Consider the following 25,008-nt stretch of genomic DNA (forward strand, 5'->3'; position numbering starts at 1 on the left):
GATGTCACTACTTCTGCGCTTCAACCAGCAGAGGTGCAGGACAGTCAGATGAGAACCACTGCTGACACCGAAACGAGAAGTAGCACCGGTCCGAACTCCCGGTCGGCCGGGATCACTCGACCGGCGCAGGGGGCTGGCTGTGAGCGCGGCCGCTCCCGCGCGGGTGGGACGCTTCTACACCTCCGCCCGCCGTCACCCCTGGGTTCTGGGCAAGGTCGCCGACTGGCGCATCCCGCTCGGCCCCTACGCGCCCGCGCAGATCGCGGTCGCCGTCGGCGGCGGCTTCCTCCTCGCCAAGACCATCAGCTGGTGGTCTTGGATGGGGCCGGTCCCGATCGCGGCCTGGCTGCTGACGGTGTGGGCGGTGCGTCGGCCGAAGGTCGGGGGCCGTGCGCCGATGCAGGCCGCCCTGGGCTGGCTGATGCTCGGCTGGCAGCCACAAGGGGGACGGATCGGCGGGCGGGCCGCCCGCGACCGAGCCTCCCGCCCCCTGTTCGGCGGCTTCACCATCGAGGACGCGCCCCCGCCCGCTGCGGCTCCCGCGCCACGGCGTGCCTCCCGGCCCTCTGCTGGCCGGGCACCTCGTCGTAGCCCGGCAACGCCGCGCTCGGCTCCACGCCGTCGTACGACGCCGGCTGCCCCGTTGGCGCCGGCCGGTCCGGTCTCGGGCGTGCAGCAGCTACTCGCCCTCGCCGCACAGAACGGGGACGTGCGATGAGAGTGCCCATCCGTCACATCGCCGGACACCTCGTCTGGTCGACCCACGGCAGCGTGTGGGCAACCTACCGACTGCACCCCGGCCCGGACGCGCAGGGCCGCAGTGAGGAGACCGTCCAAGGCACGTACGTGCCCGCCGCGGTCCGCGACGAGCAACTCGCAAAGATCACCCACCTGATCCGGTCCCTGTCGGGTGCGCCACGGCTGATCGGGCTGTGCGCGCAGGTCGATCCGGGGGAGATCGCCCTGCGCATGATCGAGGGCATCGAGCCGGCCGAAACCATGCCGCTCGACGGCACACACCCGTGGGTGGAGAACGTCGAAGCCACGCTGGATCTGCTAGACGGCCAGGAGATGCACCGCCGCACCCTGTGGCTGGCGGTGCCGCTGCAGACCGAAGGCGCCGGCGGCCAGGTGTCGGCGTCGCTCGGTGCGATGTGGGCGGAAGTGGCCCCCGCGCTGGGCATGCGGGCCGCGCCCATCGTGCGGCGTGAGGTGACCGCGTACCGCGAGCAGGCCTCCCGGGTAGAGGCCGCACTTGCCGGCGGAATCGCCTTCCGTCCCGCCCGCCCGGCGGAGGTCGTGTGGATGGTCCAGCACGCCCTGCACCGTGGTCTTACGGAGCCGCTGCTGGCCGAGTCCGAGAACAGCGAGCTCTACGGAGGGCAGATCCGCGAAGGGATGCTGCACTCCCCCAGCTACGCCGATCTCGGCCAGGTCCGCCTCCAGGAAGGAGGCATCGATCCCGAACTCGACGACGTCGACGACCTCAAGAGCGCCGGACAGATAACGCGGTCGGGCCGGAAGGCCTGGTGGCGGCTGAAGGCGGCTTCCCCGCTGCGGCGGCGCTGGCTTCAGGTCGAGACGGACTCAGGCACCGGCTATCAGGCGCAGTTGGCGCTGGCCGAGTGCCCGCCGGCCGTCGTGCAGGACTCCGCCGACCTTTTCGCTCAACTGGAAAGCCTGGATTTCCCCGTCGACTACACCGTCGACCTCACCCTGGTGCCCGCGGAAAAGGCGCGCGACCAAGTACGGCGCAAGAAAAACGAGCTGGTCGACCAGGCCGACCAGTACGACGCCCGCCCCACCGGCATGCCCGCCTCCCTCTCCGAGGCCGCACGGGATCTCGGCGAACTGGACGCCCGGCTGTCGCGCACTTCGGTCGAGGTCGAGGTGCAGTCGGTGACCGTGCTGACGGTGTGGGGGCCGACCGCCGCCATCTGCGACGCCCGCGCCCGGGCCCTGGTCGCACTGCTGGGCGGCGCCGACTACCGGGCTGTGCGCCCCGCCGGTCTCCAGGAGGTCCTGTTCACCCTGGGACTGCCTGGGACCGTACGGCCGGGCGTGCTGCGCGAGTTCACCCAGCACCAGGTCTCCGAGGACTGGGCGCTGGGCGGGGCCTTCACCGCTTCCGAGGTCGGCGACCCGGGCGGCATGTTCCTCGGAATCGACCTCGACTCCGGCACCACCCGCCCGGTCATGATCAACGTGGCGGATGCGCCGAAGCAGGACGCGTCCGCGTCGATGGGCATCGTCGGCGACCTCGGCGCGGGCAAATCCGTGTTGCAGAAGCTGATCGCGGAAGCGGTGTGGGCGCGCGGCGGCTGCGCGATCTGCATCGACCGCACCCCGGTCCGCGAGTGGGCGACGTTCGCCCGGACCGCGGCGAAGGGCCGCGTCCAGATCGTCGACGCCGCCCGGGCCGAGGTCTCCATCGACCCACTGCGGATGTTCGCCGGCCCCGAAGCCCGCCACTACGCCCTCTCCTACCTGACTCTCCAGCTCAGTATCGGCCCGATGAGCACCAACGGTGAGGTCCTGCACCACGCCGTCGAGCAGGCCGCCGCCGGCGAGCAGCCGTCCATGCACCGCGTGGTGGAGGTCCTCGATGAGATGGCCACGAGCGAGGTGGGCAAGCGGCAGGACGCGGCTGCCACGCTCGCCGGTCTCCTCCGGGTCGTGGCCACCAACTCCCTGGCCCGGATGGTCTTCGATCCGGCGCTGCCGCCGGTGCGGCTGGACGCCTCGAGCGCCTCCGACATGATCGTGATTACCACGGCCGGCCTGAAGCTGCCGCCGAAGACGGCATTCGACAAGCCGGAGGTCCTTCTCCAGCAACCGCTGGAGGCGCTGATCGGGCGTGCGGTGCTGTACCTGATCGCGGCGATCGCCCGTCAGACGGCTTTCGAGGATCCCGAGCGGTTCACCGCGGTCGTCGCGGACGAGTTGTACTGGCTGACGTCGTCGGCCGAAGGTACGGCTCTGGTCCACGAGATCCTCCACGACGGCCGCAAGCACGGCGCAGGTTTGCTCGCCGCTTCCCATGACGCCGAGGAACTCGGTCCCGACCGCGGTCTGATGGCCTACCGCGCGGTTGCCCGTACCACCGACCGTGAACGCGCCCGCCGCGGCCTGGAGTTCGTCGGCCTCGACGCGCACGACCCGGAGCTGCTGCGGCTGGTGACCGCCGGCCTGTCGCCCGTCGGCCGCAAGGGCCGGGAGGGCGAGTTTCTGCTGGCCTGCCCGCGGCAGAACACCGGCCGGGTGAAAGCCGTCATTCCCCGCATCGCGCGCATCGAGTCGTCCATCACCACCACGCCGGGACACCGCCCCAGCGACGCCTCCCACCACGCGGGTTCAGCGGCCGAGCCGCTCGCCGGTGAGGCCGTCGCCCGTCCGAAGGAGCGCGTTCAATGATCTCCTCTTCCTGGGATCGCTCGCGGCGTATCCGTACGGCTGCGGCCGTCCTCACTGTGATCGCCGTGACCGTCGGCGTGCTCGTCCTGGTCTGTGGGGTGGGCGTGCCGGACGCCTGGTGGCCGCACACCGGGCAGGTTTTCGCGGCCAGTTCACCGCCGGCACACGATGATCCGTGCCGCCTGATCCTGGGCGAGGCCAAGAAGTACTGCGAGCGCGGCACCACGCACGCCGCCCGGGATGAGCACCCGGGTGGAACCCCGCTGGTGTGGAGGCTGGTGCCCGTCGGGGCGGCCCTGGGCGCCTTCCTCGTGTGGCGGCTGCGCAGCTCCGCCGGGCAGAGGCGGCGCTGATATGTGGCGTCCGGACCGCGGCACCCTGCGTTCGGCCGGTTTCGTCCTGCTGCTTGCGTCTGTGTTCGTCCTGGTCAACACCCAGGTCGTGTACGCGGCGAGCGGCAGCAGCGAGACCGGGGACCTGCTGGCCCCGCTGAACATCACCTCCTCCGAGGGGGTGCCGATCAACGGCTACGACCTGGGCTCCGAGCCCGGTTCCATCGTCGACTTCAAAGCGCAGGCCCTCGCGTTCGCCCTGTCTGGCCTGTTCACCCTGATCCGGCTGTTGGTGGGACTCGCCGGGTGGGCGATCGAGCTCGCTTTCCAGTTTCCGCTGCTGAAGATCCTGATCCGTCCGGCGCAGAAGGTCGCCGACGCCTACGACCACGTGGTCGTCGACACGCTCGGACTGAAGGGTCTCCTGCTGGCCTGGGCGTTCGTCTTCGCCGCCTTCATGATCGTGCGCGGCAAGGTGGGCCGTGGCCTGGGCGAGATCTTTCTGACCTTGCTGATCGCGGCGTTTGCCGCCTCGACGTTCGTGCGCCCCGACTACCTCCTCGCCCAGGACGGGCCGCTCGGCCAGACGCAGCAGGTGGCTGCGGAGGTCGCCCAGGAGAGCGTCAACTCCTACGACTGGGGCGGCAAGATTGCCTCCACCGACCCGTGCGCGGGGATGGCGGGCAACGCCGAACTCAAGTGCCTGCAACTGGAAGACGCGGCGCCCGTGTCCGCGGCGGAGGTGGCCCGTCCCCTCCAGGACTCGATCACCAACGCGTTGATCGTCAAGCCGTACATGCTGCTGGAGTACGGCCGCGTCCTCGATCCGGCGAAGGCGTCTGACCGTAAGGCCTACGCGATCCATCTGATGTGGGTGAGCGGTGGATACAAGGCCAGTACGACGGAGGCAACCGACTGCAGCCAGCTCGCAGCGGCCGCCCAGGGCTACTGCGAACAACAGCAACAGGACAAGGAGAAGGCGAAGGACGCCTGCCGCTGGATCATCGGCGAGGCCAAGAAGCTCTGCGAGCGCGACCGCGACGCCAAGGTTTCCGGGAACACGCTGCCCGAGCTCACTCCGGGCAGCGCGCTGCTGGACACCGCCACGCCTGTTGTCAGCGAGGAGGACCAGGAGTTCGCGGCGTTCCTCGCCGACATGAAGAGGGCAGGTCCGGTCGGCAAGGCGTGTGCCGCCTATGCCGAGAAGCCCACGTGGTGGCGGGTTGGCGGTGCCGCCCTGCTGCTGGTCGCCGCGCTGTTCATCTGCGGCATGCTGCTGTCCTCCGCGATCGTGCTGCTCGGTACCCAGGGCATCTGCGCTGCGGCGGCGGCCGCCGGCGGCGTCACGTTCGTCGCGGGCATGCTGCCCGGGCCGCCGCGCCAGAGCGTGTGGAAGTGGATGTCGTTGTGGGGGATTGCGATCCTCGCGCTCGTCGCGATCTGCGCGTTCGTCCCGTTCTTCGGCATCGCCGTTGACGCCACCATCACCAACGGCCCCGACCTCGTTGTGGAACGGATTCTTCTCATCGACGTGCTGGCGATCGCCGGCGCGGCCGGGCACCGCCGCCTGCTGAGCGGCATTGTCTCCTTCGGCCGGCGCACGGCGATGCGGATGCGCTACGCGAAGGTCGGCGGCACCCATATGCCCGGCGACTCCTCCGAGCTCGGTGCCGCTCTCGCGATGAACTCCCCTGCCGCGATGGGCGGTTACGGCGGCGGGCTGCGTATGTTCGCCGGCGGTGGGGGCGGCCGGTTCGGGCTGCTGGGCACCCGCTACCGGCTGCTGAGCGCGCTCACCTCCCTGGTCGACGGCGCCGGCATGCCGGTGGACACCGGCGGGATGCTCGCTGACGCCACCGCCGAAGCCGGACGCGGTCTCGCCCCGCTCACCGCGGCGGCAGCCGTAGGCGGTCTGGGCGCGCGGCTCGGCCTGAAAGGCTCCCACTGGCTGCTGATCGGCAGGCGCCCGGACCGGGAGCAGTTGGCCAAGTGGCGCAAGCCCACCGCCGACGGCGACCCCGGCGGGAGCGGGATGTGGGGCAGCGGACCTGGCGGTCCGGGCGGCCCTGGCGGAGGTCCCCGCAGGCCCGGAGGGCCGCCCGACCGGTACCGCAACGGCCAGGGCCAAGTCGTCAGCCGCAACACCGGTGAGGTGTTGCACGACCAGAACTCCGACCGCACCCTGCTGTCCACGCGCGCCCACAACCGTCTGGTCCGCTTCCGCGGCTACCGCATCCTCAACCGGGGCGGCCGGGTCGCGTACGGAGGGACGGTCGGGCTGCCGGCCAACGTGCGCCGCGCCCGGGCGGGCGGCTCGCGCTACACGCAGGACGCACGGCAGCAGCTACGTGTGTGGGGCAACACCGGGCGCGAGGACGCCCGGGTCTGGGTCGACACAGGCCGCACCGTGGCCCGGGTCAGTGGCCAGACCGGTCGGCTCTTCAGCCGTCGTCCGGCAACCGCAACGGCGCCGGCCGTTCCGGCCCGCCCGACAGCACCACCACGGCCGATGACGGCCAGCGGGCGCCCGCGCCAGCCCGGCCCCGGTGGCCCCGGCACGCCACCCCGTGCGGGCGGAACCACCACCCCGCCGGCGCCTGCTCCGGCGCCTTCGTCGACGTCCCGCCTCTCCCCCGGGCCCATGGCCCGTCCACCGGGCGGGGCCGGGCCCGCTCCGACCCGAGACCGCAGCACGGGCGGCACCGCGGGCACCGGCAACCAGGACCAACTGCGGGAGCGGATGCGGCAGGCCGAAGCACTGCGCGCCATGCGGGAACGGTGGCGGATCGAGGACGGTGAGGAGGAGTGAGCCAACGCGGGCGCCGTATGAAGCGAGTGAAGCGGTGGGGCTGTGTGGTCGCACTGCTGATGTTCGCCGCCGTGTGCTGCGCCGTACCCGTGTCCAACGCGATCGGCGCCTACGTGGCACTGAAGACGGGGGCGAGCGACAACGGCGGAATCGCCGAGGAGGGCAGTGCCGCGGACATCCCGGCGCGCATGCTCACCGCCTACAAGAAGGCCGTCCAACAGGTCGGCCCATACGTTCCGAAGTGCCAGGGCATGCGCTGGCAGGTTCTCGCCGGGATCGCCAAGGTCGAGTCGAACCACGCCATCGGTCACGGCATCGCCGCCAACGGCGACATCCAACCCAAGATCTACGGGGTTCTCCTCAACGGTTCCGGTGCCGGCGGCAACACCACCGCCGTCGCGGACACCGACGGCGGTAAGTGGGACGGCACCGCGCAAGGGGAGCGCGCGGTCGGACCGTTTCAGTTCCTGCCCTCCACGTGGGAGAGCGTCGGCAAGGACGGCAACGGCGACAAGGTCGCAGACCCGCACAACGCCGACGACGCCGCGCTCGGCGCCGCCGTCTACCTGTGCGGAGACGGCCGGGATCTGACGCAGGGTTCGCAGCTCCAGGCCGCGATCCTGCAGTACAACCACTCCAACGCGTATGTGGCCAACGTGCTGGGGTGGATCGCCCAGTACACGGCGGCCGCCAAGGACCCGGACCTGAAGAACGTCACAGGCACGGTCCGCACCGTCATCGAGGCCGCGCTCTCCCAGCGGGGTGTCCCCTATTCCTGGGGCGGCGGCAACGCGCACGGCAAGTCGTACGGCATCTGCTGCTCCCCCAGCGGCAAGAGCGGCGCCACCATCAGGGGCTTCGACTGCTCCGGGCTGACCCAGTACGCGTACGCGAAAGCCGGTATCAGCCTGCCGCGCGTCGCGGCCGCTCAGGCCGGTGTCGGACAGCGGATCCCCGCCGGCCTCGGCCCGCTCGTCCTCAAGCCCGGAGACCTCGTCTTCTTCGCCACCGCGCCCGGACGCGATTCCACGATCTATCACGTCGGGATCTACCTGGGCAGCGGACAGATGATCAACGCTCCCCGCCCGGGCACCGTCGTGCGTCTGGACGCTGTCGACACGATGTCCGGCTACGCGGGGGGAGCACGATTGCTGTGACCACCACCCCGCGTACCTCGCGTCTGCTGGTGCTGAGCACCGTCATCCTCGCCGTCGCCGGCATCGCCCTGCTAGGGATACCGCACGGTCAGGAACCGTCGACGCCGACGGTGGCAGTGGCGCCAACCGTGCATGCGTCCACGATTCCGTCCTCGGCGGCCTCTGCGTCCGCTAGGGGCAAGCCGATCGCAAGCGCGGTTGCCAGTGTGGTTCCCTCGGCAGCGACACCGTCGGCCCTCGAGTCCGCGCTGCCACCGCACGGCGAGGGCGTGGCCGGCGACGCATCTGTCCAGCACAACCTGGTCGCCGCCTGGCCTGCCGATCTTCCGGCCTCCGACGAACGGAAGTTGCTCGCCGCCGGCCGCGCGCTGCTGCGCGCCGACGCCACCGGCATCGGCCGCGCCACATGGCCGGACGTCTTCCCCACCTCGAGCCGGGCGGTGGCCCCGGCGTTCGCCACCGCTCGTTTCCGCATCCAGGCCGCGATCGCCCGCCGCGAGACCAGCCCCGACAAGGCGGTGGTCCATCTGGTGTGGGCCGGCACGGATCGTGGCGGCACCTTCACCGACCTCCGCATCACCGACTGGCACTTCACCCGCACCATGAAGAAAGGAGCCGTGACGTGGACTCCGCAGCCCCGCACCTGACCGCCCCGACAGACCAGACGGCATCCGGTCAGGTCCTCGGCCTCATGACCGGCATCGTTCACGCCGTCGGCTGGGTGATCACCTACTGGTGGGTGGTAGCCACGGCCGCCGCCGTCGTCTGGACAGCGAGCGAGATAGTGGTGCGCCGCCTGGCGCGCAAGGCCTCGGCTGAGCGAATGGCGTTGGAGCTCGTGCCGTCACGGCACTTCGACCCCGGTTTCGAGGAGATCTTCCGCCGGGGCGTTCAGCTCGCCCGAGCCTCGACCTCCATGTCCTGGTGGGCGCCACGCCGGTCAAAGTCGGTGCAGGTCCGGCTGCGCGCGGACGGCTCCAGCCCGTTGCGGTACCGGATCGAAGGCCCCGCGGGCGGCGAGCGCCTCCTGTCGATCACACCGTTCGGTCCCGCCGTGACCGTGAACCGGGTCCGCCCCCTGGCCGACAAACGCCGCGACCACGTGGTGCGGGCGGAGTTCATCCTGCGCGGCAAGCCGACCGCGCCCCTGCGGGAAGTCCCCCTCGCCCCCGACCCGTTGCAGCCACTGATCGACGCCGTCTCCGACCTCCGCGCCGAGCTGGGCGACCTGGCCGAGATCCGGTTCGACATCCAACGCGCCCCCAAATGGACGCTGCGAGCGCGTCGTCTGCAGCTCATGACGGACGCGCGGCGTGCGGAGCGGCGGGAGGCCTCGCGGGCCGCCCGGTGGATACGGCAGGACGCAACCGGCATCGAGGACTCGCTGTCCTGGCAGTTGCAGCAGTTGCTGGCAGGGAAGCAGGGCGGGGGCGGGCGCCGGCTGGTCATGCCGCCGGTCCCCCGCCGGGTGGACCCGCAGGAAGCGCTGGGCAAGCTCTTCGAGGATGACCACCTGGTGCGCGTGCAGCTCCTCGTGATGTGCGCGTCCAATGTTGAAGGGCGTGCCGAGGCCCGTCTGGCTCAACTCCAGGCCGCGCTCGATGTTTTCGGCGGCGGATCACGCTGGGCGATGCGCGGCTGGAGGGCGGGGCCGTGGCGGTTCGGTGCCGACCACTGGCCGACCAGGCGAAGTTTCGAACGTCGCTGGAATCTGGGGCACTGCCAGCCGCCTCGCCCGAACTGGGTCCGGCTGGAGGAGCTGACCGGGCTGCTCAAGCCGCCCACGGTGCGCTGCCGCCTGCCGCTGCTCGCCGGAGACCTGCCAACGTTCGAGCACAAGGATCCCGACCTGCTGCTGCAGGGCATCTACCGGGGGCCCGACGGCCGCAGGCGCCTGGTCGCCACCTACGCGAGCGACACGCTGTTCGAGGTCGGGGTGGGCAAGGCGGGCGGCGGCAAGACCGAACGGGCGCTCGCCCAGGCAATCGGGTGGGCGCACGCCGGCGGCGGGCTGATGTTCGTCGACCCGCACCGCGACTCCTGGCCACGGGCCTTGCCGTTCCTGGCCCACGACCACCTCATGCAGCGCATCGCTCTGGTCGACCTGAACGCCAACGGGCCCTCTCCGCAGCTCAGTTGCTGGAATCCGATTGGCATGCACCAGGGTCAGGTGGCGCACGAGGTCGTCGAGGCGACCGCGGACGCGTACGCGTCCGTGCTCGGCTGGGACGACGCCACCGCTCCGCGCGCGCTCACCATCCTCACCGCAGCTCTGACGGTGCTGGTGGCCGTCAACGAGGCTGCCTGCCAGGCCGGGAGGCCCGAAGACCAGACCACGATCTTCCACGTGAGGTCCCTGCTCACCGACGCGGACTTTCGCCTTCCGGCGCTCTTTGCGGTGGAAGGGCGCCTGGACGAGGAGACCCGTTCCTGGTGGCGGACCGTGTTTCCGACGCTGCCGGCCGACGCGTTCGGCGTCGTCCTCAACCCGATCGCCCGCCTGTCCGCGAACCCGGTGACCCGGGCGTTCCTGGGGCAGCCTGCCGGCGTCTACAACATCCGTGCCGCGATGGACTCCCGGATGATCGTGTGGGTGTGCCCGGGCGGCAACGGGCCCACCGACCGGCTCATCACCGCACTGCTGGCACGTGACCTGCTGCGGGCCGTCCGCTCGCGCCGCGACACCCCGGAAGCCCAACGGGTGCCGTTCCGCCCCTACTTCGACGAGCTGATCACCCTCACCGGCGCGGCCCCCGAGACAATCGCCTCGATGTTCGAGGACTTCCGCAAATACCGGGTGCACGTCCACGGCATGACCCAGCTGCTGGCCCGTCTTCCCATCCCTGTGCGGCTGTCCCTCGTACAGAACGCCTCAACCCTGGCGTCGACCGCGGGCTCGCAGTCCGCGATCGCCCCGGTCACCGCCGAGTGGGGCGACCGTCCCAGCACGGACGTCGTCGCCTCCCTGGACCGGTTCGAGCACTACATGTCGCTGACCGTGAAGGGCCGTCGCGTGGGTCCCGTCCGGATCACCGGCCCGCACCTGGACGAGGTCTTCGCCGACTACGCGCGCCCTGGCCAGGTGGCGGCACTGGAGCGCGCCGCCCGGGCCACCGCCGGCGCAGCGCCGCTGAAGACGCTCACGGACCGGGCCGCAGACCAGCTCACCCGCGTGAGCGGCTTCCTCACCCAGCACGCCGAGACCACCCCGGCGAACGTCCAGTTGAACAAGAAGGGATACAAGTGACCACCGCCTTCGAAACCGGGGCATCCACCCGAAAGCCGAGCCCCGTCGAGCCGCTGCCGCACCAGATCCTGGCCGTGCTCGGCCAGCACCGGATGGCGACCACGAACCAACTCCACGAACTGCTGCGGCCCGGCGTTGCACGCCAGACCGTCTCCGCGCCGCTGAACAAACTGCGCCGCGACGGCCTGGTTGACTACACCGTGCTGCCGCAGTCCAACCGGTCCCGCGCCTGGTACCTCACCAGCGACGGCGCCCGGCTGACGAGGGACTTCCCCGCTCTGCGGGGACGGCCCCCATACCCGATCAGCTCAGCCACGGCCGCCTCACTGAAGACGCCACACACCCTCACCGTGCTCCGCAGCCACCTCGCGTTCGTCACCGACGCCCGACGGCGCGGCGACGAACACGGCCACCTGGACTGGACACCGGAGGTGGCCCACCCGCTCAGCGACGGCGAGCGGATCATCGCGGACGCGGTGATGCACTACACCCTCATCCGTGACGACGAGCGGACGAAGCTGAGAGCGTTCGTCGAGGTCGACCGCACGACCATGGGAAGCGAACGCCTCGCTTCCAAATTGATCGAGTACGCGCGGCTGTGGTCCTACGAGCCGCAGCAGATCGGCCGGCCGCGCTCGCGGCAGGCCGCCGCTCCCGGCGCGGTGTGGCTGCGCTGGTATCCCGTGTTCCCCCGGCTGCTGTTCGTGCTGACCGGCGCCACCCGGTACGTCCTGGGCAACAGGATCGACGACCTGACGGCCATGGTCGCGGAACACCCCCTCGTGGGCGCGCTGGCCCGGCAAGTACCGATCGGCGCAGCAGTCCTGGAGGACCTCGAAGAGCGCGGAGCCACCGGTGACGTGTGGGTACCTCTTGCCAGCGGCAAGCCACGGCCGTGGACCGAGCTGTGACCGCCCGCCCGTCGTGACTGAATGTCGCAGCTTCGCAACTGCCACAGAAACCGCTTGATATTTGCTCACGCGAACCAGTAGTTTACTACTGCACAGCAGGGTGTCGGCTTGAACAGGCCTTGCACGCAACGAACTTAGAGGATCACCGATGACACAAGCTACCGGCGACATTCGCAGCAACGAAGTGTGCACTGCGGCCACGTGGCCAGTCTCGGCCCAAGCCGTCACGCACGTGGGGAACGCCTGCGTAGTCGAAGGCGCCGGCGACTTCACCGTGAACGATCTCCGCCTGGTGCGCCGCCAGTTCCCGCACCGGCTGGTCACCCTCGACGGCGACGTGATCACCGTGTGGCCGCCGTCCTCACCCACCCAGTGAGCCCCCTCCGAACACAGGCCTCCGTGTCGGGCCCGTCCAGTTGCGCGGCCCCCATCTCGACGACGCCTTCGCCGCCCAGGCCCGCCCGAAGCAGGTCCCCGCCCTGGAGCGGGCCGCGAAGGCCAACGCCCAAGCCCTCCCGCTGGACCAGCTCACCGACCACGCCGCGCAGCAACTCGCCCGCGTCACCGCCTTCCTCACCACGCACACACCCACCCGCGCCACCGCCGTCCACCTCTCGAAAGCGGACGACGAATGGAACTGACCACCACCCAGCCATTCCCGCCCCAGAACGTGCTACGCGGTGACCTGGCCATGGCCGGACAGGACAGCTCCCGGCCCCTCGCAGACCGACCCCGCCGGCACAGACCCCAGGAGGCCGGTGGAGAAGTCGAGTTGGGGAGTCCCCGTCGGGCGGGTGATCCGCACCGTGTCCACCAGCAGCGTCGACCCCAGCCCCTCCCGCCCCCGCCCCCGTGCCGACCGGCGTCCTCACGACGTACTGGTCACCCTGCGCAAAGGGTCAGTCGGTCAGCACGTCGAGGCCGCAGACACTGCAGTGGCGCCCGTGGCTGCGTACAAGTCCACTGGCCCCAGGGGAACGAGTTCGCTGGCCCCCATTTGCGATCTTGGGGGCTCGTCGTGAACGAGTCGATTGGCCCCACCTGAGCGAGGATCTCGTTGGGTGTCGACCGTTGGTTCAACCGCCCGCGATCGTAATCGGGTCGCTGTCGTTCTGAGCTCGCTGATACAGATGTCCGATGGCAGGCGACAACTCCGGTGAGTTTCAGGCAGGGCAGTCGGGGCTCACCGTGAGGGTCCCCGGGGCAGAACCTGTTGTTCGAGCGTGGCGTGACCGGCTGGATCCCTCAGCCGGTGCAGGTGTTCCGGCCCATGTCACCGTCCTCTTCCCGTTTGTCGACGAGAGCCGCATCGACGATGGTGCTTGCGCTGCCATCGGAGAAGTGATCGGGCGTCACCGGCCCTTCGAGGCCCGGTTCGAGCACTGCGGGCGATTCCCGGGGATCTCGTATCTCGTCCCCGAACCGGACATCCCGTTCCGCCGGCTGACCGAGGCGATCGCGGACCGATGGCCGGAGGCGCCGCCGTTCGGCGGGCAGTTCGACGAGGTCGTCCCGCATCTGACCATCGCCCAGGGGCAGGACGATGTCGCGCTCGAAGAGGCCGAGGCCGACCTTCGCGGCCGGCTTCCCGTCACTGCCCGCGTGTCGTCGGTCGATCTAATTGTCCACGACGGAACAAGGTGGCAGCAGCGAGCGGCGTTCGCGCTCCGGTGATTCCTCTGCCGCTCATCGGTCAGCCTCCGCTCTGCTGCGCTTTGGTGCGGGCCAGGCGGTAGGATTCGCTGCCGCCCTCATCGAGACCGACACAGAGTCCTACCGCCTGGCCCGCACCAAAGCGAACAAGACCAACGGGACGAAATAGCCGACCGCCTGAGGGATCAGGAGCTCAGGTGCTCATGCAGCATCTTCCACCCGCCATCCCGTTGCACGATGAGGTTAGTGCCCCGCCCCTGGCCAGACCGCAGGGCACCATCGACGACGCCGGTCCAGGCAAACCGATAACGGCATACCGCGACATCGGCCATGAGTACTGGCCACTCCAGATCCCGGACTTCATACACCTCGTCGAGGATCTTCGCGAACGTCTTCTCGATCGCGGACCGGATCTCTCCGATGCCCCGATACGAGCCGTCCGAGAACCAGTACGTGGCATCCTGGGCAATGAACGGCACGACGCGCTCGATGTCATGGCTGTTGTTGGCCCGCTCGTACTCGCCCATGAACGACGCGAGTTCAGACTCCAAGGATGTTCGACCGTCACGACGGCCATCATGCCGAAACTCGCGCTTGACCATCGTCACGGTCCACACCTCGCCGCCCGGTGGTCCCAATTCAATCCGCCCTCCGGGGCCGCCGCACGCCGCCTGATCTTCGCCATTCACCCACGAACTGGGTCCAGTTGAAGTCGTCCTGATGGGGCCGCTTGTGGACGCTTTCGTATTTGGTTCTGGCCGCGATTCCGTGAATCCCCGGGTCGTCGTGCGAGTGCGGGAACGTTTCTCGTGGGGATTGCCCAGGTATGGGGGCCGTGGCGATCGAGGATGTGCTGTTTCCCGGGATCGATGTGCGTGTCACCGCGGTGCACGTCAGCGCGGAGAGAGTCGCTGTCGAGGCGTCGTCGTGCGGGCGGCCACCAGCCTGTCCGGACTGTGGCTGGCCTGGACGTCGCGTGCACTCTCGGTATGTGCGCCGGGTGGCTGAACGCCCTGTGTGGGACGGACGTTGGCGATCTGGCTCAGCGTGCGCCGGTTCTTCTGCGACCGGGCCTCATGCCAGCGGAGGACGTTCGTCGAGCAGGTCCCGGATCTGAGCGAGCGGTACCGTCGCCACAGCGTTGGCCTGCGGCAATGGATGCAAGCCATCGCAACGTTCCTGGGCGGCCGTCCCGGTGAACGCCTGTGCCGGGTCCTCCAGTTACCCACCGGCCGTACCCACCTGCTGGGGCTGCTCACAGCCCCGGTGGTGCCCGAACAGGCGCCCCGGGTGCTGGGAGTCGACGAGTTCGCCTTCCGCAAGGGCTGGCGTTACGGCACTGTCCTGGTCGACATTGAGGCGGCCCGGGTGGTGGACGTCCTGCCCGACCGGGACGCGGCGACCTTCGCCGCCTGGCTGCGCGAACACTCCGGCGCGGAGATCATCTGCAGGGACCGGGCCAGTGCCTACTCCAGCGCTGTGCGCCAAGCAGCGCCAAGCGCCCAGGAGGTCGCCGACCGCTGGCATTTGCTCAACAACCTCTCCTCCGCGGTCGAGAAGACGTGTCACCAGCACCGCTCCTGCCTGCGCAAACAGGCCGAAGCTGACCGCGATGCAGAGCCCCGGCGGATTATCAATCCCCTGCCTCCGCCGACTCTGCCACCCACGAAGATCGCTGTCCGGACCGTCGACCGTTACTCCGACATCTACCGTCTGCTCGGGCAAGGATGCTCCGTCTCCGAGATCTCCCGCCGCCTGCACCTGGACCGCAAGACCGTCCGCCACTTCCGCGACACCGCCCTCGACGAGCTGCTGGCCTCTGCCCGGCACGGGCGCCCCCAAGGCGTGCTGGAGCCCTACACCGCCTACCTGACCGAACGGTTCACCGACGGCGTGACCAGCCCGACCGACCTCTTCCGGGAGATCCGCCAACGCGGTTACCAAGGCAGCGATCTGCCAGTACGCCGCTACGTGGCTGGCCTCAGGACCGGAACCGTCGAACCCGCCCGCGGAGCCGTCCCCAGCCCACGCAAGATCACCACGTGGATCATGCTGCCTCGCGGCGCTCTGAAGCCCTGTGAGGAGGAGCAACTCCTGAAAGTACGGCTGGCATGCCCCGACATCACCCGGGCTTGCGATCTCGCCCGCGCTTTCCACGACCTGCTCCAACAACGGCGCGGCCACCAGTTGCTGGAGTGGGTACGCCAGGCTGAACATGATGCGCCGGGCCCCATCCTGTCCTTCGCACAGGGCCTGTGCCTCGACCTCGATGCCGTCACCGCCGGCCTCACTCTCCCGTGGAGTTCGGGCATCGTCGAAGGCCACGTCAATCGCATCAAGACGATCAAGCGGGCCATGTACGGCCGAGCCTCGTTCCGCCTCCTGCGCACCCGCATCCTGCTGCGATCATGACCCCGAATCCGCGCAATCACGGCCAGAACCAAATACGAGACCGTCGACAACTGTCCGCCATCACCAATTCGCGAGCCTCATCCACGAGTCGCGATAGGGCTGTTCCGGGCCATCGCCTTGTCCGGTCAATTGAGAGAGGCAACTCCGGCAGTCCAGCACGAGGCCGTGGTCGGGGCACAACGCTTCGGCGACATGGTCCAGCAGTGAGTCGAACAGGGTGATCGCAGCTTCCGGATCTCCGCATGCCCCGGTCCACAGGGCGGCCTCGAAGCGGGCGTTGAGTATCACCGGATGCACGGCGGGAGTACCGTCGCGCCCGTCGGCGATCACGGCTTCGGCGATCCGCAGGGCCTGTTCAGGTTGCCCAGCCTGGCCGGTCGCGTGTGCCAGGCCGGTGCGCGCCGCGAGGGTGCGTAGATGCTGGGCACCGAGGATACGGGCGTGGTCGGCTGCGACGCTTTCGAAGAGGGGCAGGCCGTGCTCGACGTCCCCCGCGATCAGCGTCCAGTAGGCGAGATTGCGCCGCACGTCCAGGATCAATTCCACTGGGCCCAGACCTTTTCCTATGAGGTGGTCGTCCAGGGCCTCCCAAAGGCGTACCGCGCCGTCAGCATCGCCGTCGTAGCCGGTCCAGACAGCGACCTCGAATCGGCAGGACAACGTCGTCGGATGGTCCTCTCCCAGGAGGCGGATACCGTCGGCCTCCGCCTCACGTGCCAGCTGAAGTGCCAGGGCCGTATCACCGGAATCCCCTGTCGACCGCGCGACGGCGATACGCGGGGTCAGTGCCTCGCCGGGACTGAGGACAGCGCTGTCGGCGACCGCCTGCCGGGCGATCTCAAGCGCCTCGGAGTGCCGGCCGGCCAGACCGGTCATGAACGCCAACTGCTCTGTCAACCCGACGAGTTGCGCCGACCCGACGTCCGCCGGGTCGGCACGGGCGACTGCAATGGCCGATCGGAGCGTGTCTATCGCGGTATCCAAGTCGCCCCTGACCAGGCCCTGGCACGTCGCGACACCTATCGCCGCCATCACATGTCCCCCGTAGACGGCCGCGACGAAAGCGGCCTCTGCGTGATCCCACTGCTGATACCAGTCGTAGGCGGCCCATCCGAGGTATGCGGCCTCCGCCGGCTCCGCCTGGCCGATCAGCTCCTGCCAGGTCTCTCCAGGAATGGGCGCCGCGGTCGGGTCGGCATCGACGGCGTCAGGAAGGTAGTCGAAGGCCACGTAATGATCAGGGCCGTCGGGCATGAGCAGGCCCGTGGTGGCGTACACGGCCTGATCAGGGCCGTCGGGCATGAGCAGGCCCGTGGTGGCGTACACGGCCCGCGTGGCCCAGGCGAGGGCTTGCTCCCAGGACTCCGGCCGCAACCGGGCACCGCCGCGTTGTCGCAGGTAGTGCTCGTGCAGGGTCCGAAGAGCCGCAGGTGTCAGGCCACGGTAGAACCCTGCCCGCCGGGCGTCGACAGCCGCGGCGACGATGGCGGCCCCGCGCGGATGAGTGCTGGGCGCCCACCCGTCCTGCCAGGCCGCGAGCAGTTTAGGGCCGGCCGCCAGGTACTCGGCCAGTCCGAACTGGTCGCAATGCTCCAGCGCGGCGGCAACGCGCGGATCATCAGCGAACGCCCGCGCCCGCTCCACCTCGGCAGTGGTCCAGGTCCGGTCGATCCGGATCTCGGTCGCACGGTCCAGAACCTCGCGCTGCTCCCGGGCCATCTCGGCGCTTGTGGCATCGCCGGACATGCCGTCTGTGAGGAAATGGGCACGCTCCTGCGCCCGCATGGTGGCGAGGACCACGACATGTCGGGTGCCATCACCGAGAAGCCTCTCCAGCAGATGCGCCGTCAGCCCGTCGCTGCCCAGATACTTTTGAAGGTCATCCAGCCAGACGACACAGCGCCGTTCCCGCTGAACGGCTTCTACCGCCGCGCGGAGTCCCGGCCGGTTCCGGGGGCGGATGAACGCATGATCGGGCAGGCACGCGCGCATCGCTTCGAAGGCAGCACGGGACTTCCCCGCTGTGGACTCACCGACGACCACGACGAAGCCCCCACGCTGTACGGCTCTTTCCAGTTCCGGGCTTCGGTCCCTGCGGACGAAGGGAGGTGTACGGGCCGGGGACGGATCGCCGGATTCATCGGATTCCATGGGCGCGGCAGCGTAGACGCCAACACGGACAGGATCGGCAATCTCCCGGACACGGCGCCCGCCCTGGTCGTGGAAGAACAGTTCATCGGCGAGCCGACGGGACTGCTGGGCATCAGTGTCGAGCCTGCTGGTGGCCCGGGTCGACAACACGCCGACAACCACACCAACACCCGCGACCAGCACAGAACCTGCCGTACCTGGCCAGACATCCGCCACAGCCGACAGCACGGCGGCGATCACCGCCGCCACGACCACGAGCCCCCAGCCCCCGATACGCAGCCAACGTGAACGGGCTCTCCCCATCGCGCCCCCCGTGACCTACCCAGCGCCGAAACCATCCGATCGTCGCGTGGTCTCCCTCCAAAGAGTATGAAGACTGCCGACGAGATGAACACCGGAGTTACCAGGATGACGCTTCACGGAATCGCGGCCAGAACCAAAATCGCGATCGTCGACACCGCTGAACCGCCGCCATAGCCACAGTGTCTGCGATCGCCTTCGCACACGAGTCATGGCAGCACCGTCCTGGACACCCCAACTGGCCGGTCGGTGACGGCGCCGCGTGCCACGAGGTCCCTAGCCAGGCGGAGCGGGCGTTCGTCCCTGGCCAGGCGGGCGAGGCGGGAGCGCTGCTCGCCGATGCCGCGGCATTCGTCGTAGGCCTCGTACTGAGCGGGGTCGATGTCGGCGTCTTCCGGGCGCTCTCTCCCTCTTCGACGAGGAACCGGTACCCGTCGACCTCACCGCACGCCCACGGGCCAGCACCACGATCTCAGCGCGGCCCGCCAGGCCGTCGCGACCGCACTCAATGTCAGCGACACGGCAGAGCTGATGTACAGGGGCTGGCGCCGGATCGAGGCGGCTGGCAACCGGCAGGGGCTACACACCGCCATCACTCGCGTCCAACAGGTCAACCGGGCGCTGGACTGCTCGCTGGAGATGGAGACCGAGCAGCTCATCAACGATCTCCTCAACGTCTCGGGCGGCGTGGCACGCAAGGCCCTGTAGCCGATCCGCCGACAGGTGAAGTCACGGCTCAGCGAGCCGTGCTGTCTAGGGCAAGGGTGCAGGGTTGGGGTGTTGGCGCAGCCAGTGTTGAAGTTCACGGTGCCGGTACTGGTACGCGGTCCCGCTGTATCGCAACAGCCCCGCTTCGACTGCCCACTCCAGGAACCGGCAGAGCCGGAACGGCAGACGCCCGCGCGAGCAGATCAAGAACGCCACGTACCGGCGTGAAGCCCGCGCACACCACATGAGTTCGCCCGTTGGTATGAAACTGGGCCCGAACATCTGCCCAAGTGTGACCCCGGCCGTGAGCCCTGCACTGAGCCCGATCTGAAGCCCGGCTACGAAGCCAACCGCGAGCGAGCCCGGCACTCCCATGAGCGCGACAGGGAGCGCGACTGCGAGCCCGAGTGCAGACCCGAATGCGAGCCCGTAGAGCGCATCGCTCCTAACGATGGCTCGGACTCGAAGACTCTTGCCGGGCTCCCCTGCTAGTTCGTTCGAGAACGCAGACGCGAGCCAAACTGCGAGTCCGAACGCAACCCCGTCTATGACACCGCGCGTTGGGCCGGCCTGGTGGGCCTCGCGCATAAGCGCGTATAGGAAGGCGCATACAGACCCGCTCACGAACCCTCGCGCAAGGACACTGCGTCCTTGGGAACTCCTGAATGGGTTCTTCAGGCGGTTGGGACTGCCAGTTCCGAGAGCCGAAACTACTCCTGAGACAGCTGCAAGCAGAGCAATGAGACCGCCTGCCCAGCCCCGGTACGACGACGGTACCCACCAGATGAGGGCGAGGGGGGTGAGGAGCGTGAGCGTGGTCAGGAGGGCATCAGTCTTGATAACGCGGGTGCGCCCGGCGAGGGGCCACAGTTCATGCAGTACAAGGTCGGTGGCATCCACACCTGGAGAGTCGGTGGTTCGAAGAGCGCCGACGGGGTCGAGGTGGATGGTGAGGTGGTGGAGCCAGCGGTGGACGTTCTGGGGCGTGTAGCCGCGAGGGTTAGGGGCGATGCGGGTGGCGGCCGGGATGAAGCGGGCCAGCAAGTGGCGGTCCAGGGCGTCAGGGTCGGGCAGGTTGAGGAGCTCAGCGGGGTCGCCGTTGTCCTGATAGGCGGTGGCCGTCAGACAGAGTTTCCAAGGGGTGGACAGAACAGCGGCCACCGGACCGCTTGGGTGATCGGCTAGATGGTTGGTGAGAGGTGTCCATCGGTCTACATCGAGAGCACGGCCGATGAGGTATTCCTTGGCATCTGCGGTACCGACGGGAACTACGGCAACACGAGCGGCGTCGAGGACTGGGGTTTGCGGGGCTAGCGCGTCGTAGTGACTGGTGCGGCAAGTCAGGATGAGGGGCCCGGCGCTCCGGCCCTGCCGGTAGGAATTGAGCGCACGCACGACTGCCGTAGCACGGGGCGCGGCGGGGTCGGGTGCGCCATGGGGCTCTGATGGGTCCATCTCGTCCAAACCGTCCAGGACCGGAAGGACCAGGTTGTGGCTGACCAGGCTGGCGGCCATGTCTGCGGGCCAGTCATAGGTCTCTGTCAGGCGCTCTTGCAACACATCGGCCAGGGACTGCCGTTCGGTATCCCACCGGGCCAGCGGGACACGGACCGGGACGGGGTCGTCTTTCTTGCGGCTCTCGATGAGGGCGAGCATGAGTTCCAGCGCCAAGACGGTCTTGCCAGCACCGGCAGCTCCGGTGATGACCAGGCGGTGTGGGCGGGTGCTGCGAAAGTACGTGACGATGTCCGGGAGCGTTGCCGGACTGGCACCATCGGTGGTCAGACGACCCTCATCGGGAGCCGCAGCTGGGCGGACCGCAGCGGTGTTCAGGACGTAGGCGAGGTTGATGCGCCAGAAATCGTCCCCCAGCAGTTGCTGCCACACATCGCTTTCCCCCTTTTCGACTTGGTGGGCCAGCGTCGCAGCCCAGCCGCCGGCGCGTTCGGCGTCGTTTCCCTCGATCGGCTTGCGTAGCGCCACGACCGCAGTCACGAGTCCAACCACGCCGAGTGGGAAACCCAGCAGGCCAGCGATATCAGTGGATTGGAGACCGCCGTGGATGATTTGAAGCACCGCGTACACAGTGCTCACCACGATCGCCAGGACGCACAGAAACCCGATCAACTGCCAGTTGCGCCGATGACGGCGTCCCCCGAGTCCAGTCATCCCCCGATCATCTCCACCCCCCTCTGCCAGGAAGACCGGCTTGTCCCTCTTGTGACATAGCGGGCACGTTCACCGTCTCCGGTCAGGAACAGCGTGCGCCGGGGGCTCGTTTGATGCCGGGACGCTTCTTCGACTGCCTGACCGCCCGCGGGGACGAGCTGTTCGAACTGCCCGACACGTTGCTTTGTGCGGACGGGCCGGCGACTGCGCCGATAGACCTGACGTTGTTGACTGAATATCAGTTTTCTCCCCCCACCTTCTCCACCTCAATAGTGCGCGGATCCGCCGCTTCGCTGGGGCTTCTTCGCGGTACAGGCCGCCGGGGAGGCTGTCGCGCCCGCAGGACGGCCGCCCAAGTCACTCAACTCGCAGCCCGGCTTGACCAGTGCTTGAATGGAAATACGGGTGAGCTTGGCTTTCGTAACTACACCGAGACGCAGCAGCTCACACCCACAGGCCCCATCCCGTCCTTACGGAAAATCCCGAGGCACTGCGCCTGCCTCGGGATATGAGGGAGCCAACGATGGTCACGTACGACAAAGTCCCACCCACCTGCACGTCCGACCTCCTGTTCGTCGGGCCCGCAGCCATCCGTGACAACACCAGCAAGCCCGGCATCTTGTCGCTGAACATGGACCTGATAGTGCGCAAGGGCTACTCGGACACGTACTTCGAATGGGCTTCGCTGTACCTCCAGATCATCACCCCCAACGTGCTGATCGTCCCGCATCCGGACATCAACGCCACCGGGGAATGGTCCCTGTGGATGGGAGGCGAGTGGAAGCCGATCTCGCATGTGCCGATACCACCGGAGGGGCCTGAGACAACAGTGCCACCGCCTGCCGACACGGCCACGGACTACCTGCGGTTGAGGAATCCCCACATTCACCTGCTTCGCGACGAATCGGGTCTCATCGACGGCAAGACTCACTATGTCGGGCTGAAAGGCATGCCGGATGATGGCGCGTTGGAGTTGAACGTCTGGGCCGATGCCCTCAACGTTGCTGCGGCAACGAAGAGTTGCAAGATCCACATAGCGGACTTCAAGAAGGACCAGCCGCTGCCGGCGTATCTGGACTGATCCCGGGGCCGGCCAGCCTCAGTGGCTGTTGTCTTTCCGGGTTTGGGGGCCGCGTTTCCGCTGGTGGGGCATAGGGTCGGCGATCCCGTGGGAGGGGTGGGCTGACGTGTCGTCGCTCCTGTGGAGGTTGCGGATGCCGTCGGTCGTGGGACTGCTGGAACAGCACGAACTCTCCGCTCGGCGCCGGGTGGACGAGCTGAGGGAGGAAGCCGACCGCATCCAGGCCGAGTTGACCGTGGCCGAGCGGGAGTGGAAGGAGTGGGCCATCGCCCGCTCACGGGTCGGTGCGGTGCTGGTCGCGGGGAACGGCGACGCTGGTGTGGAGGCCGCTCGGGAAGTGCGGGATGCGGCGAAGCCGAAAACGCAGGTCCCGGTGTGGCGTGAGGGACTGGCCTGGTCGGTGTTGTCGGCCGACTACCAGCGCATTCTGCAGGCCCTCGCGGACCGGCATCGCCTTCACCAAGGGCCGCTGACCTGCCAGGAGATGGCTGCGGTGTTCGGCATGGACGTGGTGCCGGCAAAGGTGGAGGCACTGCGGTCGAAGGCGAAACGCCTGGTCGCGCGCGGCTGGCTCACCGAGCGGCAGCCGGGCCTGTTCACCCTTGTCGATGCCGTCGCTTCGCGGTCAGGCGACGGCTCATGAGGAGCGTCATCGACCAGTAGATCATCGCCTCCGCGCTGGTGGTGCGGCGCTCGAAGTCGCGCACCAGGCGGCGGCTTTGCATCAGGTGGGCGAAGAGGCGCTCGACGATCCACCGCTTGGGCAGGACCACGAAGCCGCGCATGTCATCGCTGCGTTTGACGATCGCGAGGACCAGCGCGAGCACGGTGAGGCAGTGAGGTCTTTCAGCGTTGCCGCTCCAGGGTGAGTACCGCTGCTGCGATTGACGTCATTCGATTCGGGCTGCACCGCGCTCTGCGGAAGATCCGCCAGGACTTCAGGCGGGCGATGCCACTCTCGACCGGCGCCCGCGCCCTCGACAGCGCCCGGTTGACGGTCTGTTGCGTGAGCGACAACTCGCCTCCCGCGGGCCGTCTGGCCGGTGTGGTCACCCACGCGCCGGCACCGATGTAGGCGCGGTCGGCCAGGATCGGTACTCCTTGGCGCTCGCAGATCCTGATGATCCGGTGGGCACGGGCCGCGGTCAGGTCGTGGCAGCGTCCCGGCAGGGCCGGGGACAGCCACAGCACCTGGCCGTGGGGTCGGTGACCACCTGCACGTTCACTCCATGCCGGCGGTGCTTGGCGGAGTAGTCGGCGCGGCCGTCGCCGAGGCGGTCGCACTCGGCCAGGGTTCCGTCGAGCAGGACGAACTCGGGCTCTGCCTCGCGCAGGGCGCGCAGCAGGCCGGGCGCGCGGGCGGCCAGGAGATCGATGACCGCGGTGGTGTAGGCGTGCGCGGTGCCGACCGAGATGCCGAACCCGGCGGCGATCTGCGCGCAAGGCTCGTGCTTGCGCAGGTACACCAGAGCGACCAGGGCACGCTGGTGCGGTGGGAGCTTGCACCGTCGGTCACCCTCGCGGGTGACGATGAGCATCGTGAGCCCCCTCGACCAGGGCGTGCGGCAGGTCGAGTGCGGCAGGATGAGGGACCAACAAGGCTCCTGCGCCGATGGGTTGAGACTTCGAACACCTCCCTCAACGGCGCGGGAGCCTTGTGCGTTCTGGGCACGGGTTCCATCACCCGTTCGGTAGCCACTCTGAAAGACCTCAGTGCTCGACGAGGTTGCCGGTGTAGCCGCCGTCGGCCCAGACCAGCTCCAACCGGTGGTCTGCGTCGGCGACCTGCCGCAGCAGGACCTGGGCGGCGGCGCGGTCGCCGGTGTCCGCGGCGGTGACCATTACCCCCAGCAGCAGACCGAGGGTGTCGACCACGACGTGCCGCTTACGCCCGTTGACCAGCTTGCCGCCGTCGAAGCCGCGGCTGTCGGAGCCGACGACGGCGTCCGCCCTGACCGACTGCGAGTCGATCACCCCGGCCGTCGGCTCCGCGTCCCGCCCCCACTCCTCGCGGACCCTTGTCCGGAGCCGGTCGTGGAACTCCTTGACCAGGGCGCGGTCGCACCATCGGCGGAAGAACGCATACACCCGGTCCCACGGCGGGAAATCGGCCGGCATCGCCCGCCACTTGATCCCGTTGTCGACCAGGTAGCGGACCGCGTCCAGCATCGCCCGGTGGCAGTACGCCTCTGGCTGACCACCCCGGCCCCGCAGCCAGGCCGGCACCGGCAGCAGCGGCCGGACCACGGCCCACTCCGCGTCCGTCATGTCCGACGGATACCACCGAACACGTTCCGGGTGATCGGCCGCGTTCCCGAACCGGTGAGCGACACAATCACACGTCGGTGCAGCCGAGTTGAACTCCACCGGCGCGAGCGCGTACAACTGCGGCAACAGGGTCTCCTGGATCTCGGTTGGCTTCGCAACCCCGAGCTACCAAGAGGCCCTAATCCCTTGTTAAGGGCGTTCCGAGGGAGCGGTTGGTTCTCGGGATGTTCGGGTGCCGGACCGGGACACCTTGTGGCTGCCTGGCGGGCAACGCCTCGCTTTAGACAGCGTGCGCGGTCCTGGTGCTCATGGTGGTGGCGGTCGCGTGGGCGCCGTTTGGATGCCCCAAGAGGCCCTGACGGGCAACGTCTCAAGGCAGAGCGGCGACATGCGGTG

18 protein-coding genes and 2 pseudogenes are annotated in these 25,008 nt (G+C 68.8%); 14 read left to right on the forward strand and 6 right to left on the reverse strand.

What is annotated here, in order from left to right; translation table 11 throughout:
• Positions 1–139: 139 nt before the first annotated feature.
• The 10 genes from ABZT04_RS43680 to ABZT04_RS43725 all read left to right on the forward strand — a co-directional run bounded on the left by ABZT04_RS43680 (position 140) and on the right by ABZT04_RS43725 (position 13,544).
• Positions 140–718, forward strand: a complete 579-nt coding sequence (locus ABZT04_RS43680; RefSeq protein ID WP_356065640.1) for a hypothetical protein — start codon at positions 140–142, stop codon at positions 716–718.
• Entirely contained in the window at positions 715–3,414 is a 2,700-nt protein-coding gene (locus tag ABZT04_RS43685) for an ATP-binding protein (protein ID WP_356065643.1), read from the forward strand. Before ABZT04_RS43680 ends, ABZT04_RS43685 begins: the two co-directional genes overlap by 4 nt.
• Positions 3,411–3,767, forward strand: a complete 357-nt coding sequence (locus ABZT04_RS43690) for a hypothetical protein (RefSeq protein WP_356065646.1) — start codon at positions 3,411–3,413, stop codon at positions 3,765–3,767. Before ABZT04_RS43685 ends, ABZT04_RS43690 begins: the two co-directional genes overlap by 4 nt.
• A 1-nt stretch (position 3,768) precedes the next feature.
• Complete coding sequence (locus tag ABZT04_RS43695) at positions 3,769–6,555, forward strand: hypothetical protein (protein ID WP_356065649.1); 2,787 nt, start codon at positions 3,769–3,771, stop codon at positions 6,553–6,555.
• Complete coding sequence (locus ABZT04_RS43700) at positions 6,552–7,712, forward strand: bifunctional lytic transglycosylase/C40 family peptidase (RefSeq protein WP_356065652.1); 1,161 nt, start codon at positions 6,552–6,554, stop codon at positions 7,710–7,712. Before ABZT04_RS43695 ends, ABZT04_RS43700 begins: the two co-directional genes overlap by 4 nt.
• Positions 7,709–8,359 (forward strand): hypothetical protein, encoded by a 651-nt coding sequence (locus tag ABZT04_RS43705; RefSeq protein WP_356065655.1) that lies wholly within the window; start codon positions 7,709–7,711, stop codon positions 8,357–8,359. Before ABZT04_RS43700 ends, ABZT04_RS43705 begins: the two co-directional genes overlap by 4 nt.
• Positions 8,335–10,959 (forward strand): ATP/GTP-binding protein, encoded by a 2,625-nt coding sequence (locus ABZT04_RS43710; RefSeq protein ID WP_356065658.1) that lies wholly within the window; start codon positions 8,335–8,337, stop codon positions 10,957–10,959. Before ABZT04_RS43705 ends, ABZT04_RS43710 begins: the two co-directional genes overlap by 25 nt.
• Positions 10,956–11,870, forward strand: coding sequence for a replication-relaxation family protein (locus ABZT04_RS43715; RefSeq protein WP_356065661.1), 915 nt, complete (start codon positions 10,956–10,958; stop codon positions 11,868–11,870). Before ABZT04_RS43710 ends, ABZT04_RS43715 begins: the two co-directional genes overlap by 4 nt.
• 416 nt (positions 11,871–12,286) lie before the next feature.
• Positions 12,287–12,511 carry a hypothetical protein gene (locus ABZT04_RS43720; RefSeq protein WP_356065663.1) on the forward strand — a complete coding sequence of 75 codons (225 nt, stop codon included), beginning with the start codon at positions 12,287–12,289 and terminating at the stop codon, positions 12,509–12,511.
• Positions 12,512–13,007: 496 nt separating this feature from the next.
• Positions 13,008–13,544, forward strand: coding sequence for a 2'-5' RNA ligase family protein (locus tag ABZT04_RS43725; RefSeq protein ID WP_356065666.1), 537 nt, complete (start codon positions 13,008–13,010; stop codon positions 13,542–13,544).
• Between the two features lie 164 nt (positions 13,545–13,708).
• Here ABZT04_RS43725 and ABZT04_RS43730 read toward each other — a convergent pair whose 3' ends face one another.
• On the reverse strand, positions 13,709–14,125 hold the full coding sequence (locus ABZT04_RS43730; RefSeq protein WP_356065681.1) for a nuclear transport factor 2 family protein: 417 nt from the start codon (positions 14,123–14,125) through the stop codon (positions 13,709–13,711).
• Between the two features lie 415 nt (positions 14,126–14,540).
• Between ABZT04_RS43730 and ABZT04_RS43735 the strand changes: the two genes are divergently transcribed.
• Positions 14,541–15,935, forward strand: a complete 1,395-nt coding sequence (locus ABZT04_RS43735) for an ISL3 family transposase (protein WP_356065668.1) — start codon at positions 14,541–14,543, stop codon at positions 15,933–15,935.
• 60 nt (positions 15,936–15,995) lie between these two features.
• Here the strand turns inward: ABZT04_RS43735 and ABZT04_RS43740 are convergent, their stop codons facing one another.
• Positions 15,996–18,335 (reverse strand): tetratricopeptide repeat protein, encoded by a 2,340-nt coding sequence (locus ABZT04_RS43740; RefSeq protein ID WP_356065670.1) that lies wholly within the window; start codon positions 18,333–18,335, stop codon positions 15,996–15,998.
• A gap of 492 nt (positions 18,336–18,827) precedes the next feature.
• Here ABZT04_RS43740 and ABZT04_RS43745 point away from each other — a divergent pair.
• A pseudogene (locus ABZT04_RS43745) lies at positions 18,828–19,094 on the forward strand (hypothetical protein); the annotation flags it as partial.
• 45 nt (positions 19,095–19,139) lie between these two features.
• On the opposite strand, the gene ABZT04_RS43750 reads toward ABZT04_RS43745, so the two are convergent.
• On the reverse strand, positions 19,140–21,263 hold the full coding sequence (locus tag ABZT04_RS43750) for an NACHT domain-containing protein (RefSeq protein ID WP_356065672.1): 2,124 nt from the start codon (positions 21,261–21,263) through the stop codon (positions 19,140–19,142).
• Positions 21,264–21,786: 523 nt separating this feature from the next.
• On the opposite strand from ABZT04_RS43750, the gene ABZT04_RS43755 reads away from it, so the two are divergent.
• Positions 21,787–22,344 (forward strand): hypothetical protein, encoded by a 558-nt coding sequence (locus ABZT04_RS43755; protein WP_356065674.1) that lies wholly within the window; start codon positions 21,787–21,789, stop codon positions 22,342–22,344.
• 133 nt (positions 22,345–22,477) lie between these two features.
• A complete protein-coding gene (locus ABZT04_RS43760) occupies positions 22,478–22,987 on the forward strand; it encodes a hypothetical protein (protein ID WP_356065675.1) in 510 nt (169 codons plus the stop codon).
• Here ABZT04_RS43760 and ABZT04_RS43765 read toward each other — a convergent pair.
• The 3 genes and pseudogenes from ABZT04_RS43765 to ABZT04_RS43775 form a co-directional block, all read right to left on the reverse strand.
• Complete coding sequence (locus ABZT04_RS43765) at positions 22,941–23,171, reverse strand: hypothetical protein (RefSeq protein ID WP_356065677.1); 231 nt, start codon at positions 23,169–23,171, stop codon at positions 22,941–22,943. The two genes, ABZT04_RS43760 and ABZT04_RS43765, sit on opposite strands and share 47 nt — an antisense overlap.
• Before the next feature lie 19 nt (positions 23,172–23,190).
• Positions 23,191–23,940 (reverse strand): annotated as a pseudogene (locus ABZT04_RS43770) (transposase family protein).
• Between the two features lie 114 nt (positions 23,941–24,054).
• On the reverse strand, positions 24,055–24,612 hold the full coding sequence (locus tag ABZT04_RS43775) for an IS5 family transposase (RefSeq protein ID WP_356065679.1): 558 nt from the start codon (positions 24,610–24,612) through the stop codon (positions 24,055–24,057).
• Positions 24,613–25,008: the final 396 nt, after the last annotated feature.

Origin of the sequence: Streptomyces sp. NPDC005492, from assembly GCF_040605995.1 — a bacterium.
Lineage (GTDB): Bacteria > Actinomycetota > Actinomycetes > Streptomycetales > Streptomycetaceae > Streptomyces.

Coding starts and splice junctions, on each gene's coding strand:
- ABZT04_RS43690 (WP_356065646.1), top strand. CDS start 3,411: ATGATCTCCTCTTCCTGGGATCGCTCGCGGCGTATCCGTACGGCTGCG.
- ABZT04_RS43775 (WP_356065679.1), bottom strand. CDS start 24,612: ATGACGGACGCGGAGTGGGCCGTGGTCCGGCCGCTGCTGCCGGTGCCG.
- ABZT04_RS43760 (WP_356065675.1), top strand. CDS start 22,478: ATGCCGTCGGTCGTGGGACTGCTGGAACAGCACGAACTCTCCGCTCGG.
- ABZT04_RS43755 (WP_356065674.1), top strand. CDS start 21,787: ATGGTCACGTACGACAAAGTCCCACCCACCTGCACGTCCGACCTCCTG.
- ABZT04_RS43695 (WP_356065649.1), top strand. CDS start 3,769: ATGTGGCGTCCGGACCGCGGCACCCTGCGTTCGGCCGGTTTCGTCCTG.
- ABZT04_RS43685 (WP_356065643.1), top strand. CDS start 715: ATGAGAGTGCCCATCCGTCACATCGCCGGACACCTCGTCTGGTCGACC.
- ABZT04_RS43750 (WP_356065672.1), bottom strand. CDS start 21,263: ATGACTGGACTCGGGGGACGCCGTCATCGGCGCAACTGGCAGTTGATC.
- ABZT04_RS43725 (WP_356065666.1), top strand. CDS start 13,008: ATGGCAGGCGACAACTCCGGTGAGTTTCAGGCAGGGCAGTCGGGGCTC.
- ABZT04_RS43730 (WP_356065681.1), bottom strand. CDS start 14,125: ATGGTCAAGCGCGAGTTTCGGCATGATGGCCGTCGTGACGGTCGAACA.